At 70.7% G+C, this 14,790-nt stretch carries 14 protein-coding genes; 5 read left to right on the top strand and 9 right to left on the bottom strand.

Annotation, left to right across the window (positions count from 1 at the left end; genetic code table 11):
• Positions 1-759: DUF3500 domain-containing protein (locus VF330_RS06365; RefSeq protein ID WP_330850561.1), on the top strand; the 759-nt coding region annotated here is incomplete at its 5' end.
• Positions 737-1,390 (top strand): endonuclease V, encoded by a 654-nt coding sequence (locus VF330_RS06360; RefSeq protein ID WP_330850560.1) that lies wholly within the window; start codon positions 737-739, stop codon positions 1,388-1,390. The genes VF330_RS06365 and VF330_RS06360, both read left to right, overlap by 23 nt.
• Here the strand turns inward: VF330_RS06360 and lspA are convergent.
• Genes lspA through VF330_RS06345 form a run of 3 tightly spaced genes read right to left on the bottom strand, consistent with a single transcriptional unit; the run spans position 1,362 to position 3,692 of the window.
• On the bottom strand, positions 1,362-1,847 hold the full coding sequence (lspA, locus tag VF330_RS06355; RefSeq protein WP_330850559.1) for a signal peptidase II: 486 nt from the start codon (positions 1,845-1,847) through the stop codon (positions 1,362-1,364). The two genes, VF330_RS06360 and lspA, sit on opposite strands and share 29 nt — an antisense overlap.
• Before the next feature lie 38 nt (positions 1,848-1,885).
• Positions 1,886-2,359: a hypothetical protein gene (locus VF330_RS06350; RefSeq protein ID WP_330850558.1), complete on the bottom strand. Its 474-nt coding sequence runs from the start codon at positions 2,357-2,359 to the stop codon at positions 1,886-1,888.
• A gap of 34 nt (positions 2,360-2,393) precedes the next feature.
• Positions 2,394-3,692 carry a 6-phospho-beta-glucosidase gene (locus VF330_RS06345; protein WP_330850557.1) on the bottom strand — a complete coding sequence of 433 codons (1,299 nt, stop codon included), beginning with the start codon at positions 3,690-3,692 and terminating at the stop codon, positions 2,394-2,396.
• A gap of 327 nt (positions 3,693-4,019) precedes the next feature.
• On the opposite strand from VF330_RS06345, the gene VF330_RS06340 reads away from it, so the two are divergent.
• Positions 4,020-6,044, top strand: coding sequence for a helicase (locus tag VF330_RS06340; RefSeq protein WP_330850556.1), 2,025 nt, complete (start codon positions 4,020-4,022; stop codon positions 6,042-6,044).
• Here VF330_RS06340 and cutA read toward each other — a convergent pair.
• Both cutA and add read right to left on the bottom strand, forming a co-directional pair.
• Positions 6,027-6,341 (bottom strand): divalent-cation tolerance protein CutA, encoded by a 315-nt coding sequence (gene cutA / locus VF330_RS06335; RefSeq protein ID WP_330850555.1) that lies wholly within the window; start codon positions 6,339-6,341, stop codon positions 6,027-6,029. The genes VF330_RS06340 and cutA overlap by 18 nt on opposite strands.
• Positions 6,338-7,339, bottom strand: a complete 1,002-nt coding sequence (gene add, locus VF330_RS06330; RefSeq protein ID WP_330850554.1) for an adenosine deaminase — start codon at positions 7,337-7,339, stop codon at positions 6,338-6,340. The genes cutA and add overlap by 4 nt, the downstream gene beginning before the upstream one ends.
• Positions 7,340-7,447: 108 nt before the next feature.
• Between add and VF330_RS06325 the strand changes: the two genes are divergently transcribed.
• Both VF330_RS06325 and VF330_RS06320 read left to right on the top strand, forming a co-directional pair.
• Positions 7,448-9,247, top strand: a complete 1,800-nt coding sequence (locus VF330_RS06325) for a Xaa-Pro dipeptidyl-peptidase (protein ID WP_330850553.1) — start codon at positions 7,448-7,450, stop codon at positions 9,245-9,247.
• Between the two features lie 183 nt (positions 9,248-9,430).
• Positions 9,431-10,471 carry a DUF4192 domain-containing protein gene (locus VF330_RS06320; protein WP_330850552.1) on the top strand — a complete coding sequence of 347 codons (1,041 nt, stop codon included), beginning with the start codon at positions 9,431-9,433 and terminating at the stop codon, positions 10,469-10,471.
• Here VF330_RS06320 and VF330_RS06315 read toward each other — a convergent pair.
• From VF330_RS06315 to VF330_RS06300, 4 genes are read right to left on the bottom strand one after another with little or no spacing between them, the layout of a single operon-like run.
• Positions 10,441-12,438, bottom strand: coding sequence for a S9 family peptidase (locus VF330_RS06315; protein ID WP_330850551.1), 1,998 nt, complete (start codon positions 12,436-12,438; stop codon positions 10,441-10,443). The genes VF330_RS06320 and VF330_RS06315 overlap by 31 nt on opposite strands.
• 6 nt (positions 12,439-12,444) lie before the next feature.
• Positions 12,445-13,407 (bottom strand): UDP-glucose 4-epimerase GalE, encoded by a 963-nt coding sequence (gene galE, locus VF330_RS06310; RefSeq protein WP_330850550.1) that lies wholly within the window; start codon positions 13,405-13,407, stop codon positions 12,445-12,447.
• A gap of 36 nt (positions 13,408-13,443) precedes the next feature.
• Entirely contained in the window at positions 13,444-14,619 is a 1,176-nt protein-coding gene (gene galK / locus VF330_RS06305; RefSeq protein ID WP_330850549.1) for a galactokinase, read from the bottom strand.
• The gene (locus VF330_RS06300) at positions 14,616-14,768 is read right to left on the bottom strand and encodes a hypothetical protein (protein ID WP_414675346.1); all 153 of its coding nucleotides are present in this window, start codon (positions 14,766-14,768) and stop codon (positions 14,616-14,618) included. The genes galK and VF330_RS06300 overlap by 4 nt, the downstream gene beginning before the upstream one ends.
• Between the last annotated feature and the right edge of the window lie 22 nt (positions 14,769-14,790).

Genomic DNA, 14,790 nt, shown 5'->3' with positions numbered 1-14,790 from the left:
CCGCACGCCTACGGCCAGGCCGCCGCGGTGATGGCGTTGGAGGACGTGCTCGACCACCGGGAGGGCGGGCACCGCGACCGGCACAGCGGCGACTACTGGACGATCCTGTTCGGCACCCCGGGCGGCGACGACCCGTGGGGCTGGCGCGTCGAGGGCCACCACCTGTCGGTGAACGTCGTCGTCGCCGACGGCCGCGTCTCGGCGACCCCATTCTTCCTCGGCGCCAACCCGGCCCGCGTCACCTACCGCGGTCACGTGGTGGGGCAGCCCCTGCGCCTGGAGGAGGAGCTTGCCCGCGAGCTGCTCGACCGCATGGGCCCGACCGCCCGCCGCCTCGCCGTCGTGTCGGACACCGCGCCGCACGACATCCGCACCGGCAACTCGCCGCGCGTCACCCCGTCGGACCCGGTCGGCGTGACACCGGCGCAGCTCGGCAGACCGGCCGGCGAGCTGCTGGCCGACCTCGTCCGCTTCTACCTCGACCGGCTCGCGTTCGAGCTGGCCGACGAGGAGTTCGCACGGATCGACCCCGAACGCCTGCACTTCTCGTGGGAGGGCTCACTGCGCCGCGGCGAGGGCCACTACTACCGGATCCAGGGCCCCGACCTGCTCGTCGAGTACGACAACACGGCCAACGAGGCCAACCACGTCCACACCGTCTGGCGTCGCCATTCGGGTGACTTCGGCGACGACCTCCTCGCCGCCCACTACGACGCGTCACGGCACACTGTCGCCCGTGGAGTGGCCAAGAACGGTTGACGACGCCGTCGCGGTGCAAGAGCGCCTGCGCGGCCAGGTGATCACCACCAGTGCCCCGGACCTGCGCATCGACACCGTCGCGGGCCTCGACGTCGGCTACCGCGGCGACGACGCCGTCGTGGGCGTCTGCGTGGTGTTCGACGCGACGACGCTGGCCGTCCTCGACGAGGTCGTCGTCGAGGACACGACGGACTTCCCGTACATCCCCGGGCTCTTCGCGTTCCGCGAGATGCCGGTTCTGCTCCGCGCCCTCGACCGGGTGACCGTCGCACCGGACCTGCTGGTCGCGGACGGCCAGGGCCTCGCCCACCCGCGCCGCTTCGGCCTGGCCTGCCACCTCGGCGTGCACACCGGCATCCCGAGCATCGGCGTCGCCAAGAACGCGATGGGCGCGTTCGACCAGCCCGGCCCGGACCGAGGGGCGACGAGCGACCTCGTCATGGACGACGAGGTCGTCGGCAAGGCGTTGCGCACGCAGAACGGAGTGAAACCCGTCTTCGTGTCGGTCGGCCACAAGATCAACCTCGACCGCGCGTGCGCGGAGGTGCTGCGCCTCGCCCCGCGCTACCGGCTGCCCGAGACGACCCGCCGCGCCGACACGCTCACGCGGCAGGCTGCTTCGTCGGGGTGAAGCTCAGCAGCACGAGCAGGATCGCGCCGCACACCAGGGCGATGTCCGCGACGTTGCCGACGAACCAGCCGTTGTAGTCGATGAAGTCGACGACGTGCCCGCGCGCGAACCCCGGCTGCCGGAACAGCCGGTCGAGCAGGTGCGTCGTCGCACCGCCCAGCATCAACGCGAGGGCGGCGGCCCGCAGCCTCGTCTGCGGCTGCAGCCCGTACCGCGCCAGCAGCACGACGGCGACGCCCGCGACGATGGTGAAGATCCACGTCGACCCCGCCCCGATCGAGAACGCGGCACCGGGGTTGTAGAGCAGCCTGAGCTGCAGGAACTCCCCGATCACGGGGATGGGCGCGCGGCCCGTCAGCGCGCTCTCGGCCCAGAACTTCGTGGCCTGGTCCAGCAGCAGCACGAGCACGGCGATGCCGACGACGAGCGGCACGCGGCGAGAGGTGGTGGTGTCCATTTGCGGACGAGCGTAGTTAAGAACCCCGCCACTCGGCACTAGACCCTGGTCACGAACGCGTCGACGTCGTCGACCTCGACGGCCGCGTCGAAGTCCTCGGCCAGAGTGGCTGCCCGTTCGTCGGTGTCGTAGTCGACGCAGATGCGCCACCGTCCGTCGATGAGCCGTGCATACGTGTGGAAGCGACCGTAGAACGTGCGTTGGTCGCCGTCGGCGCGTGTCGCCACCATCTGGAAGAGCCCGCGTTCGCTCGCGAGCCCGTTCGCAACTATGCGTTCGACGAACCGGAACGAGATGGCCACCGAGCTGCCGCGGCCGGCGAGCTCGGTGAACCACTGCCCGATCTGGTCCGAGTACTCCGCGAACCCGACCGCCTGCTTCGCCGGTCCGCCGGCGCGGATCAGCTCCGGGGCGTGCAGCGCCAGGAACGCCGGCGCGTCCAGCCGCGAGTAGGCCAGCCGGAACGGGTGCCAGATGTCGTCGTTGAGCTGCCGCAGCAGGTCGGTGTCCACAGCTCCGGAAAATAGCGCGGCCACCGCCCCGGTCTCACCCGGATTTCGGATTCCCGCCGAACAGCAGCGGATGGCTGTCGACGATCTTGCGGGCGACGGCGACGGAGTCGACCAGCGGATGCAGTGCGAGCGCCTTCACCGCATGTGCGCGCTCGCCGCTGATAGCCGCCTTGATGGTCGCCCGTTCGACGACCTTCAACGACGTGACGAGTCCGACGCCCTCGTCCGGCACCTGGCTGACCGCGACGGGACGCGCGCCGTTGGCGTCGACGAGGCTCGGGACCTCGATGACGGCGTCGGCGTCCAGACATGACAGCGTCGTCCTGTTCGGGACGTTGAGAATCAACGTCGACCGCTCGTCGGACGCGATGGCGTGCATCAGCTTCAACGCGACCTGGTCGTACCCGCCGCCGTCGAGGTCGTCGGCGTCGCGTTCGTCGTCGCGCGTCTCGGCCATGTACGTCTGCTCGCGTTCGAGGCGCGTCCGCTCCCAGCTCTCCAACGACGGCGCGGCGTAGAACCGTTTCTGCTGCTCCAGCAGGAACGCACCGCGCGACGCACCGGCCTCGACCGCCTCACGCGTGAAGTAGTAGTAGTGCAGGTACTCGTTCGGAATGGCACCCAACGTCCGCAGCCACTCGGCGCCGAAGAGCTTGCCCTCCTCGAACGACTCCAGCCGCTCGGCGTCGGCGAGCAGGTCCGGCAGCACGTCGCGCCCGCGCACGTGCACCCCGCGCAGCCAGCCGAGGTGGTTGAGCCCGGCGTAGTCGAGCCACGCGTCGTCGACGTCCACGCCCGCGGCGCGCGCCACCCGCTTGCCGAGTCCGACCGGGGAGTCGCAGATCCCGATGACGCGGTGACCGAGGTGCGCCGACATCGCCTCGGTGACCATGCCGGCCGGGTTGGTGAAGTTGATGACCCACGCGTCCGGCGCGTGCACTGATATACGACGTGCGATGTCGAGCGCGACGGGAACGGTCCGCAGCCCGTAGGCGACGCCACCCGCCCCGACGGTCTCCTGCCCGAGCACGCCGCACCCGGCCGCGACGCTCTCGTCGGCCGCGCGCCCGTCGAGCCCGCCGACCCGGATCGCCGAGAACACGAAGTCGGCACCGCGCACCGCTTCGTCGAGGCTCGTCGAGGTCGTCACCGTCGGCGCGTCCGATATATCAGTCGCGAGCTCGGCGAGGACGTCGCCGACGGCCGCGAGCCGGGACGCGTCGAGGTCGTGCAGCACGACCTCGGTGACGCGACCGGGCGACCGGTCGGCGAGCAGCGCGCGGTACACGAGCGGCACGCGGAAGCCACCGCCGCCCAGGATGACCAGCTTCATGCCTCGACCACGTCCATTCCGGCGTCTCCCCGCAGTGCGCACGACATCGCCGATCCTACATTTCCCGGTGCGGTGCGCGACGAATTGCCGGACCTCGTGCCGCGGTGAACCCGACACTGCTCCGCCGCTTCGAACACGGCAGGCGCAAGCGTTCGCGACCCTGATCGACAGGATGTTGCAGCGGGGGAGTTTTACCAGCTCAAGACGACCTCGATGCGAACCGATCAGAGGGTTCCGCGCACGACGAAATCGTGATAGAAAGAATGGCTTTGTGTTTTCGGAATGAATATTCCGGGAAGACTGATTTATTGTATCACAGGGGGCAAGGTGTTGGCGAGCGAACAGGCACGGATCACCGCTCTGTATGAAAAGCTCGATCAGGAACGGAACAAAGCGGCCGCGGATCTCGCGACCGCGCTGCGGGACACCGCCACGCACAGGCTCGACCGCGAGGCCGCCGTCCAGGTGCTGACCAGGCAGTTCGGGAAGTACCGCGCGGCGGAGGAGGGCTTGTGCTTCGGCCGCATCGACTCCGAGACGGGCGAGTGCACCTACATCGGACGCGTCGGGCTGTTCGACGACGACTTCCGGCCGCTGCTGCTCGACTGGCGCGCACCGGCCGCGCGCCCGTTCTACACGGCGACCGCCGCGAACCCGGAAGGCGTCGTCCTGCGCCGGCACTTCCGCGTCCGCGACCGGGAGCTGCGCGACTTCCACGACGACGAGCTGCTGACCGACACGACCGCACTCCTCGACGCCCTCGACGCACCTCGCACGGCGACGATGCGCGACATCGTGTCGACGATCCAGGCCGAGCAGGACGAGATCATCCGCTACTCGGGCCCCGGCGTTCTGGTGATCGAGGGCGGTCCGGGCACCGGCAAGACCGCGGTGGCGCTGCACCGCGTGGCCTACCTGCTGTACACGCGCCGCGAACGCCTGTCGCGGCACGGCGTGCTGATCGTCGGCCCGAACACCGGTTTCCTGCGCTACGTCGGCGACGTCCTGCCGTCGCTGGGGGAGACCGACGTCGTGTTCGCGACACCGGGCGAGCTCTACCCCGGCGTCGTCACCGACCTTGAGGACAGCCCGGCGATGCAGCGCCTCAAGGGCGGACTGCCGATCCTCGACCTGCTGGCCGTCGCCGTCGCCGACCGGCAGGAACTGCCCGACGAACCCATCGGCATCGAACTGGAGGACGTCGTCGTCCCGCTCGACGCGCACACCGCCGCCGTCGCCCGCGAGAAGACCCGCTACTACGACCTCCCGCACAACGCCGCCCGCAAGTACTTCTTCCTCGCGCTGGCCGAGGAGCTGGTCGCGCCGGCGATGCGGCTCATCGGCGTCGACTGGCCGGAGATCGAGGAGGACGTCCGCCACGAGCTCCGCCACAGCGGCGAACTGCGCGCCGCCGTCGACCGGCTGTGGCCCGAGCTCACCCCGGAACAGCTGCTCGCCGACCTGTACGGCGGCCGCTGCTTCCGGATCGGCGCGCCGGAGCTGTACCGGGAGGACGCCGCCGCGTGGACCGTGTCCGACGTGCCGTTGCTCGACGAGCTCGCCGACCTGCTCGGCTCCGACGGCGCGGCGGAGCGCAAGGCGCGGCGGGAGGAAGAGGAACAGCTCGAGTACGCCCGCGGCGTCATGGACGTCCTGTCCATCGACAGGCGCGCCGACTCCGACGAGTACGTCGTCACCGACTTCGTCAACGCCGAGATGCTGGCCACCCGCCACGAGGCGCGCGACCACCGCACGCTCGCCGAGCGCGCCGCCGAGGACCGCACCTGGACGTACGGGCACGTCGTCGTCGACGAAGCACAGGAACTGTCCGCGATGGACTGGCGCGTGCTGCTGCGCCGCTGCCCCAACAAGTCCATGACCATCGTCGGCGACCTGGCCCAACGGCAGGCCGCGGGCGGCGTCCGGAGCTGGGGCTCGGTGTTCGACCGGTTCACCTACCGCCGGCTCGAGGTCAACTACCGCACGCCCGGCGAGATCATGGCCGTCGCGACCCCGGTCCTGAAGCTCGTCGACCCCGACGCGTCGGCGCCGACGTCGGTGCGGGAGACCGGCGTCCGCCCGTGGGCCCGCCGCGTCACTGATATATCGGCTGCCGTGCGCGACGAGCTCGACGCACATGCCGCCGGACGCGACGACCGCACCATCGCCGTCATCGGCGACGGCTGGATGTCACCTCGCGCGTCGAAGGGCTTGGAGTTCGACGTCGTCCTCGTCGTCGAACCGCAGCGCATGTCGCCCAGCGAGCTGTACGTGGCGCTGACGAGGGCGACGCAACGGCTCGGCGTCCTGCACACCGAGCCGCTGCCCCGTCACCTACGAGGTCTCCTCTGAGACCCATGCGAGGTAGTCGTCGTTGCCCCCGACCACGGGGGTGACGACGACCTCGGGCACGTCATAGGTGTGCTGCGCCTTGATGTGCGCGACGAGCTCGTCGGCGCGGATGGCGGACGTCTTCACGACGCACTGCCATTCGGCGTCGACGTGCACCTCGCCCTCCCACCGGTACACGCTGCGGATAGGCACGATCTGCACGCACGCGCCGAGACGTGCCTCGACGATGTTCCTCGCCAACGACTCCGCCGCCTCCTCGGAGCCGACGGTCGTCGTCACCACGCACACACCACTCACAGCGCGTCGATCTCCTTCAGCATCTGGTCCTTCAACTCGATCGGCGCGTACGACGCGCGCACCGCGGCCCGTGCGAGTACGGCCAGGTCTTCTCGCTCGAACCCGAACTTCTCGTGGCACACGAGGTACTCGCGGTCGAGGTCAGTGTGGAACATGCCGGGGTCGTCGGTGCTGATCGTCACCGGCACTCCCGCCTCCACCAGCCGCGGCAACGGGTGCTCGTCCAGAGACGTCACGGCGCCCGTGCGGATGTTCGACGTCGGGCAGACCTCAACGACGACGCCCTCGTCGGCGAGGTGTCGCAGCAGCTCCGGGTCCCGCACGGCGCTGACACCGTGCCCGATCCGTTCCGCACGCAGATCGCGCACCGCCGCCCAGATCTCGCTCGGCGGTGTCGTCTCTCCAGCGTGCGGCACCATGTGCAGCCCGGCGTCACGCGCCATCGCGAACGCCTCGCGGAACTTCGCCCGCGGCGAGTCCGACTCGAACCCGCCCAGCCCGAACCCGACCAGACCCTCGGGCCGGTGCTCGGCCGCGAACCGCGCACTAGTCATGCCCCAGTCGCGATCCCAGGCACCGGGCACGTCGAAGATCCACTGCAATGCCACGCCGTGCTCCGCGAGCGCTTCCTCGCGTCCCGCCGCCAGCGCCTCGACGAGCTCGCCGGGAGCGATGCCGGCCCGCAGATGGCTGGTCGCACTGATCGTCAGCTCCGCATAGCGGACGTTGGTGCGCGCGGCCTCGCGGGCGTACCCGACGACCAGCGTGCGGATGTCCTCGCCGGTGGTGACGAGGTCGTTGACGACGCCGTACACGGTGATGAAGTGCCGGAAGTCGCGGAACTCGTAGAACTTCCGCAGCGCTTCCTCGTCGGTCGGCACGGGCCCGCCGGGGTGGTTGCGGGCGAGCGCGAGGACGGTGTCCGCGGAGGCCGCGCCCACGAGGTGGACGTGCAGCTCTGCTTTCGGCAGCGCGTGGACGAAGTCGGAAATGTGCACGGCCCATGCTCTCAGGTCAAGAGCCGTTCGACGGGTGACATGTCTTGCAGTCAAAGGAGAGGGTGCAGGGCGAATCCCTGTCTCTGGCTTCCGCATTGGGGGTGCCTCGTGAGGGGCGCACGAAGAGTCGCACTGCTGGCCGCGGTGCTAGTTCTGCCATTCCTGCCCGTGACGGCCCAAGCCGCTGAAGGACCGGTGTTCCAGGACGGCGAGGCGCAGCCCGTCTTCGACCCGAAGGACGTGGTGAAGGAGAGCCTCTGGGTCCGCGCGCCGGTCGACAGCGACCGCGACGGCAAGGACGACGAGGTCTACACCGAGGTCGTCCGGCCGCGCGCCACCGAACGCGGCCTCAAGGTCCCGGTCGTCTACATGGTCAGCCCGTACTTCTCGGGCGGCAACGACGTCCCCAACCACAACGTCGACGTCGAGCTGTACGTGCCGGACAAGCGCAACGGCCGTCTGCTGAAGTCCAACTCCGACGAACGCATCACCGCCGCCCTCGGCCCGAACCCCATCACCTCGGGCCGTTACGAGGCTTACTTCATCGCACGCGGATACGCCGTCGTCTACGCCGAGTCGCTCGGCACCGGCAAGTCCACGGGCTGCCCCACGACAGGCGACGTCAACGAGACGATCGGTGCGCGTGTCGTCGTCGACTGGCTCAACGGCCGTGCGTCCGCACGCACCGCCACGGGCGAGGCGATCAAGGCGACTTGGTCGACCGGCAAGACCGGCATGATGGGCGTTTCCTACAACGGGACGCTGCCCAACGCCGTCGCCTCCATGGGCGTGCGCGGCCTCGAGGCCATCGTGCCGATCGCCGCCATCTCCAGCTGGTACGACTACTACCGCGCGGACGGCGCCGTCGTCGCACCCGGCACGTTCCAGGGCGAGGACGCGGACGTGCTCGCCGAGTACGTCCACACGCGCGCCGACCGGGAGATCTGCAAGCCGGTCCTCGCGGAGATCGCCCGGGACCAGGACCGGGTCACCGGCGACTACAGCAAGTTCTGGGACGACCGGAACTACCTCAACGACGTCCGCAAGGTCCGCGCGGCCGTGCTCGCCGTCCACGGGCTCAACGACTGGAACGTCAAGATGACGCACGTCGAGCAGTGGTACTCGGCGTTGAAGAAGGTCGGTGTGCCGCACAAGATCTGGCTGCACCAGTCGGGCCACACCGACCCCGACACGCTGCGGTCCGCCGAGTGGCGCCGCACGCTGAACCGCTGGTTCACGCAGTACCTGTGGGGTCACCGCAACGGCGTCGACAAGGAGCCGAAGGCGACGCTGCAGCGCGAGGACAAGACGTGGGCCGACGAGAAGGACTGGCCGGCGCCCGGCACGTCCGACGTGCGGCTGCGCCTGTCCGCGGGCGGATCGGCCAAGGGCGGCCTCGGTGTCCTGCCCGGCCGAGGTGTGGAGAAGCTGACCGACGACGCGACGAAGACCGCCGAGTCGTTGATCGACCAGGCGACGTCGCCGAACCGGCTCTCCTACGCGTCGGAGCCCGCGCGGAAGGCGGTGCGGCTGTCCGGCAAGTCGACGGCGCACCTGCGGATCGCGTTCGACCGCCCCGCCGCCAATGTGACGACGCTGCTCGTCGACCGGGCAGCGGACGGCACGTCGAGCGTCATCACGCGCGGCTGGACCGACCCGCAGAACAGGGACCGCGAGGACAGGACGTCGCCGATCAAGCCCGGCAAGTTCTACGACGTCGACGTGCCGATCGTGCCCGACGACTACGTCCTGCAGGCGGGCCACCGGCTCGAGTTCGTGCTGATCTCCAGCGACTACGACTACACCCTGCGCCCGCAGCCGGGCGCCGGCCTGTCGCTGGACCTGGCCCGGACCTCGGTGGAGCTGCCGGTCGTGGGCGGCTGGCGCAGCGTGTTCCAGTCGTTCTGAGGTGACGCCGCGCTTCGGTCCTCCGCTCGTCGTGAGGGCCGAAGCGCGGCACCTTAGCACCCACCCCCGACAGAACCCCTGTCGCGAACCGTTCAAGATCTCGACCTGTCCACACCCGCGGAGTTGTCCACAACTTGGCGTTCACCCCGGCCCCGCCGCCCGCCGGTCCGCCACTGTGGGCCCATGCCCACCACCCTCCCGAAACCGATCAGGGTCCGCGACGTCGGCGACCTCTACGCCGCGATCCCGCACCTGATGGGGTTCCACCCGACCGAGTCGCTCGTCGTGCTGGTGCTCAAGGACCACCTGGTCCGCGTGACCATGCGCGTCGACCTGCCCCGTTCGCGACATAGGGGCTTCCTGGCCGCCCAGCTGGAGACACCCCTGCTCGAACAGGGCGCGACCGAGGTGATCCTCGTGGTCGTGTGCGCGCCGTCGGAGCACATGCCCGAGGAACTGCCGCACGAACCGCTCGTCACCACGCTCAAGCACAAACTCGGCGGCGTGGGTATCGACGTCGTCGAGGCCGTGTGGTTGCCGTCGTGCCAGAAAGATGCGCGCTGGCACTGCTACCTGGACCTCGACTGCCACGGGACGTTGCCCGATCCGCAGCTGTCCACGATGGCGGCCGTGTCGGCGCACGAGGGCAACGTGACGTTCGAGTCGCGCGCGGCCATGGCGGCCATCGCCGCCCTGGACCCGCCGGACGCGCTGGAACGCCGATCAGCGTTGCTCGACGAACTCATGACGAGCTCGGACGAACCCCATCCGGGCGTCGAGCTCCACCGGGTGCGTGATGCGATCAACGCGGTCCAGGACCGCGTAGGACCGTTGCCGGACACGGAGGTCGTCGCGCTGGCGAGAGCGCTGGCCGTGCCCGAGGTGCGGGACGCGACCCTGGGTTTCGCGGCACTGCCGAAGGCCCGGCTGGCCGAACGGCTGTGGCTCGAGCTGACCAGGACGTGCCCGGCGCCCGAACGCGCGGAACCGGCGTGCCTGCTGGCGTTCTACGCCTACCAGCGCGGCGACGGTGGTCTCGTGTCCATCGCGCTCGACGCGGCCGAGGCGGCCTGTCCCGGCCACGCCCTGACCAAGCTCCTGCGCGCCGCCGCCAGTGCCGCGTTCCCGCCGGAGGAGATGCGGGCACTGGCCAGGAAGTACCTGGCCAGTGCCCGTCAGTTGCTCAGGAGCGCTCAGAGCAGCTCCGGCCGCTCCCAGTCCTGATCCAGGACGTGCTCGGCCAGGAACGCCCACACCGTCTCGTACCAGACCCGAGAGTTGCCGGGGGTGAGGATCCAGTGGTTCTCAGTGGGGAAGTACAGGTATTTCGCGGTGATCCCGTGCCGGACGAGGTCGAAGTACAGCCGATGACCCTCGCCGATCGGGACCCGGTAGTCCTTGTCCCCGTGGATGACGAGCATCGGGGTCTTGATGTCCGCGACCCGCAGGTGCGGGGAGTTGGCCAGGATCCGCTCGGGCTGCGTGAGGGGGTCGCCCATCTCCCGCATCCAGAAGTAGGAGCTGTCCGTGCCGCCGGAGAACGCGTCGAGGTGCCACAGGGACGCGTGCGTGACGATCGCCCGGAAGCGGTCGGTCTGGGTGGCGATCCAGTTGGCCATGTAGCCGCCGAACGAACCGCCCATGGCGGCGGTGCGGGAGGAGTCGATGTCGTCCCGCTCGACCGCGACGTCCGTGATGGCCATCAGGTCGGTGTAGGGCTCGGCGCCCCAGCGGCCCCAGCCGGCCTCGATGAAGCCGGGTCCGTAGCCGGTGGACAGCGCCGGGTCGGGAAGCAGGATGGCGTAGCCGCGGGCGGCCATCAGCCACGGGTTCCAGCGCCAGGTCCAGCCGTTCCAGCTCATGACCGGTCCGCCATGGACCCACAGGACCAGCGGTGCGGGGGAGTCGGCCGAGGCGCCCTCGGGCAGCACCAGCCAGGAGCGGACGGTGCGGCCGTCGGCGACGACCGTGGAGATCTCCGTGAGCGTGCCGGGCACCGAGTCGAGGGCACCGGGGGCGCGCAGCCGTTCCGGGTCCTGGTCGGCGCCGGAGGCGGCGAACCGCACTGGCTGCGGCGGGTGGTCCACCGAGTTGCGCAGTGCGTACAGCGTCTTGCCGTCCGGGCTCACCACGAGGTCGCTGTAGTAGCCCGTGACCGTCAGCTTCGTGATCTCGCCGGTCGCCAGGTCCAGGCGCCAGACCGGCTGGTGGCCGAGGTGGCTCGCGGTGAAGAAGACCGCCGACCCGTCCGGGCTCACCACCGGGTGGTCGGGTTCCTCCTGGAACTCGGGCGCCACTGGCGTGACCGAGCCACCGGACAGGTCGATGCGCACGAGGTCGCGCCGGTGCGGCGCGTCCGGAGTGGACTCGCGGAACCGGATCGCGATCACGGCCGAGGAGTCCGGCGTGAACGCGGCGCCACCGAACGAGTACCCGTCCTCGGAGGCGATCGTCCGTGCCGGACCTCCGCTGGTGGCCACGACCCGGAGCTCGGTGCGGCGGCCGTAGGCGGCGCTGACGTCGACGTCGTGGCCGAAGACGGCCCACTTGCCGTCGGGGCTGAGGGCGATGTCCTCGTCGCCGAGCCTGCTCTCGGCGTCCTCGCTGAGCGCGGTGACGGTCCCGGCGTCCTCGAGCGGGGCGGAGAAGAGCCGCGGGTAGGCGGGGCCGAGGTCCGAGTCCCAGTACCGGATCGGGTACGACTCGTGCAGGATCGCGGTCACGCCGGCGTCCTCGCGGGCCTTGCGCTTGGCGTCGTCGGACTCGCCGAACTCCGTGAAGCGGTACGCCGACGACGTGAACAGCACCGTCTCGCCCGCGGCGCGCAGCTGACCGACCCCGCTGCCCGGCCGCAGGACCTCCGCGGCCTCACCGCGCACCGGAAGCCGCCACAGCGCCTTCTTGTCCTTGCCCTCGCCCGGCTTCGCGAGCGGGTCCGGGCGCGCCGACAGGAACAGCAGCGAGCCGTCCTGGGCGAACACGGGGGAGGAGTCGCCCTTGGCGGAGCGGGTGAGCCGGACGGCCTCCCGCTCGCCGGAGGGGTCGACCTCCCAGAGGGAGCCCTGCCAGGTCTTGCCGTCCGGGGCGAGCGTGGAGACGACCGTGACGAGCCGCGTGCCGTCCGGGGACAGCGCGAGCGAGCCGAGGCGCGGGGTGGCGTTGTAGCTCTCGAAGGAGGCGAAGTCGGTCATCCCGGATCAGGCTCCGTGCCGGGCGCGGGTGAACTCCCACGCGTCGCTGACGATGCCGGTGAGGTCGGCGCGCTCGGGCTTCCAGCCGAGGTCGGTGCGTGCTCGCTCGGCGGAGGCGACGAGGACGGCCGGGTCACCGGCGCGCCTCTCCGCGACGACGGCCGGGATCGGGTGGCCGGTGACCTCGCGGCAGGTCTCGATGACCTGCTTGACGGAGAAGCCGGTGCCGTTGCCGAGGTTGTAGATACGGTGCTCGCCCGCGGTGGCGTGGTCGAGCGCCAGGAGGTGGGCGTCGGCGAGGTCCGCGACGTGGATGTAGTCGCGGACGCAGGTGCCGTCCTCGGTGGGCCAGTCCTCGCCGTAGATCGAGATGTGCTCGCGCTGGCCGAGGGCGACCTGGAGCACCAGCGGGATGAGGTGGGTCTCGGTCGCGTGGCGCTCGCCGATGCTGCCGTAGGCGCCGGCGACGTTGAAGTACCGCAGGCTCGTCGCCGCCAGCCCGTGCGCGGCCGCGTACGACGTGATCGCGTGGTCGATGGCCAGCTTGGTGGCGCCGTAGGTGTTGGTCGGCGCGGTGGGAGCCGTCTCGGGGATCGGAACCTCCCTCGGCTCGCCGTACGTCGCGGCAGTCGAGGAGAAGACGAGCTTCGGCGTGCCGTGTTCCTTCATGGCATCGAGCAGGCGAACCGCCGTCAGGACGTTGCCCGTCCAGTACTTGCCGGGGTCCTGCATGGACTCGCCCACGAGGGACTTCGCCGCGAAGTGGAGAACGCCGTCGAACCCTTCCGCGAGGACGTCGCCGATCACCTCGGCGATGTCACCCCGGATGAAGCGGGCCCCCGCGGGAACGGCGTCCTCGTGCCCGGTCGAGAGGTCGTCGAGGACGACGACCTCGTGTCCGGCTTCGAGCAGCCGGGCAGCGCACACGCTGCCGACGTATCCGGCCCCGCCCGTGACGAGCAGCTTCACCGCAGTCCTCTCATTCCTGGTCGAGATGGTCGTTCGCTACCGGTCCCTGCCCGCGCCCGCGGACGGAACCGCCGTGAAGAGTCTCGGCCGCGTGAGCGAGCGCGAGGCGAAGCCGGCGAGCACGGACCGCTCGACCTCGTCGTGCCGCTCGACGGGCACGAGGGCGATGGCCGAGCCGCCGAAGCCGCCGCCGGTCATCCTGGCGCCGAGGGCACCGGCCGCCATGGCGGCGTCGACGGCGACGTCGAGCTCGAGGCACGAGACCCGGTAGTCGTCCCGCAGGCTCGCGTGCGAGCCGGACAGGAGCGGTCCGACGCCGGCGAGGTCACCGGCGCGGAGCAGGTCGACGGCGCGCAGGACCCGGTCGTTCTCGGTCACGACGTGCCGCACCAGCGGACGCAGCTCTTCGGGCAGCCGGACGAGCGTCTGGTCGAGCTCGGCGATGTCGACGTCGCGCAGCGCGGGGATGCCGAGGAGCTCGGCGGCGCGCTCGCAGCCCGCCCGCCGGGCGCCGTAGCCGCCGTCGACGTGGGAGTGGCTGGCGCGGGTGTCGATGACGAGGACCTCGAGCCCGCTGGCAGCCGCGTCGAACGCGACCTGTTCCGACTTGCCGGAGCGCACGTCGTGAAACAGGGCGTGCGCTTCGACGCAGCACAGCGATGCCGTCTGGTCCAGGATTCCGGTGGGTGCGCCTACGAAGTCGTTCTCGGAGCGCTGCACCCAGCGCGCGATGTCCGGCAGCTCGGCGTCGACGCCGGCGAGGCCGAGCAGCGCGAGCGCGACGGCGCACTCCAGGGCGTGCGAGGAGGACAGACCGGCCCCCGCGGGCACGTCGCCCGCGATGACGAGGTCCGCACCGCCGGTGACGGCGATGCCCTGCTCGCGCAGCGCCCAGGCGACGCCGCTGGGGTACGCGGCCCACCCCTTGACGGTCCTCGGCACTAGGTCGGCCACCACGGCGGGGTTCGCGGTCTGCACCCCGCCGTCGTCGCCGGTGGTGCTGACGGTCAGCACGCCGTCGGTGCGGGCCGAGGCCGCCACCGCGATGCGGTGGGGCAGCGCGAACGGCAGCACGAAGCCGTCGTTGTAGTCGGTGTGCTCGCCGATGAGGTTGACGCGGCCAGGAGCCGACCAGACGCCCTCAGGGGCGCGTTCGTGCAGGCGCTGAAACGCTTCGGCCGCCTTCGCGGCCGGTGTCGTCGGCTGCGTCACCGGGCGAGCACCAGGACGGCGTGGGCGACTGCGGGGTCGAGCTCGGCCGTGGTGCCGTTGCCGCGCACGTGGACGACCTTGGCGCCGGCGAGCGCCCCGACCTCCACGGTGCCGCCCGGCACGACGCCGGCGGCCTTCAGCTCGGCCATCAGGTCCGGGTCGAGCTGGACG

The sequence above is a fragment of the Lentzea sp. genome (genome assembly GCF_036380075.1).
Taxonomy (GTDB): Bacteria; Actinomycetota; Actinomycetes; order Mycobacteriales; family Pseudonocardiaceae; genus Lentzea.
This window is presented reverse-complemented; position numbering and strand designations above follow the sequence as displayed.

What these genes read in the sequence shown, in the direction of transcription:
- lspA (WP_330850559.1), bottom strand. Translation starts at nt 1,847, where the DNA reads ATGGACACCACCACCTCTCGCCGCGTGCCGCTCGTCGTCGGCATCGCC.
- VF330_RS06345 (WP_330850557.1), bottom strand. Translation starts at nt 3,692, where the DNA reads ATGAAGCTGGTCATCCTGGGCGGCGGTGGCTTCCGCGTGCCGCTCGTG.
- VF330_RS06320 (WP_330850552.1), top strand. Translation starts at nt 9,431, where the DNA reads ATGCCCACCACCCTCCCGAAACCGATCAGGGTCCGCGACGTCGGCGAC.
- VF330_RS06315 (WP_330850551.1), bottom strand. Translation starts at nt 12,438, where the DNA reads ATGACCGACTTCGCCTCCTTCGAGAGCTACAACGCCACCCCGCGCCTC.
- VF330_RS06300 (WP_414675346.1), bottom strand. Translation starts at nt 14,768, where the DNA reads ATGGCCGAGCTGAAGGCCGCCGGCGTCGTGCCGGGCGGCACCGTGGAG.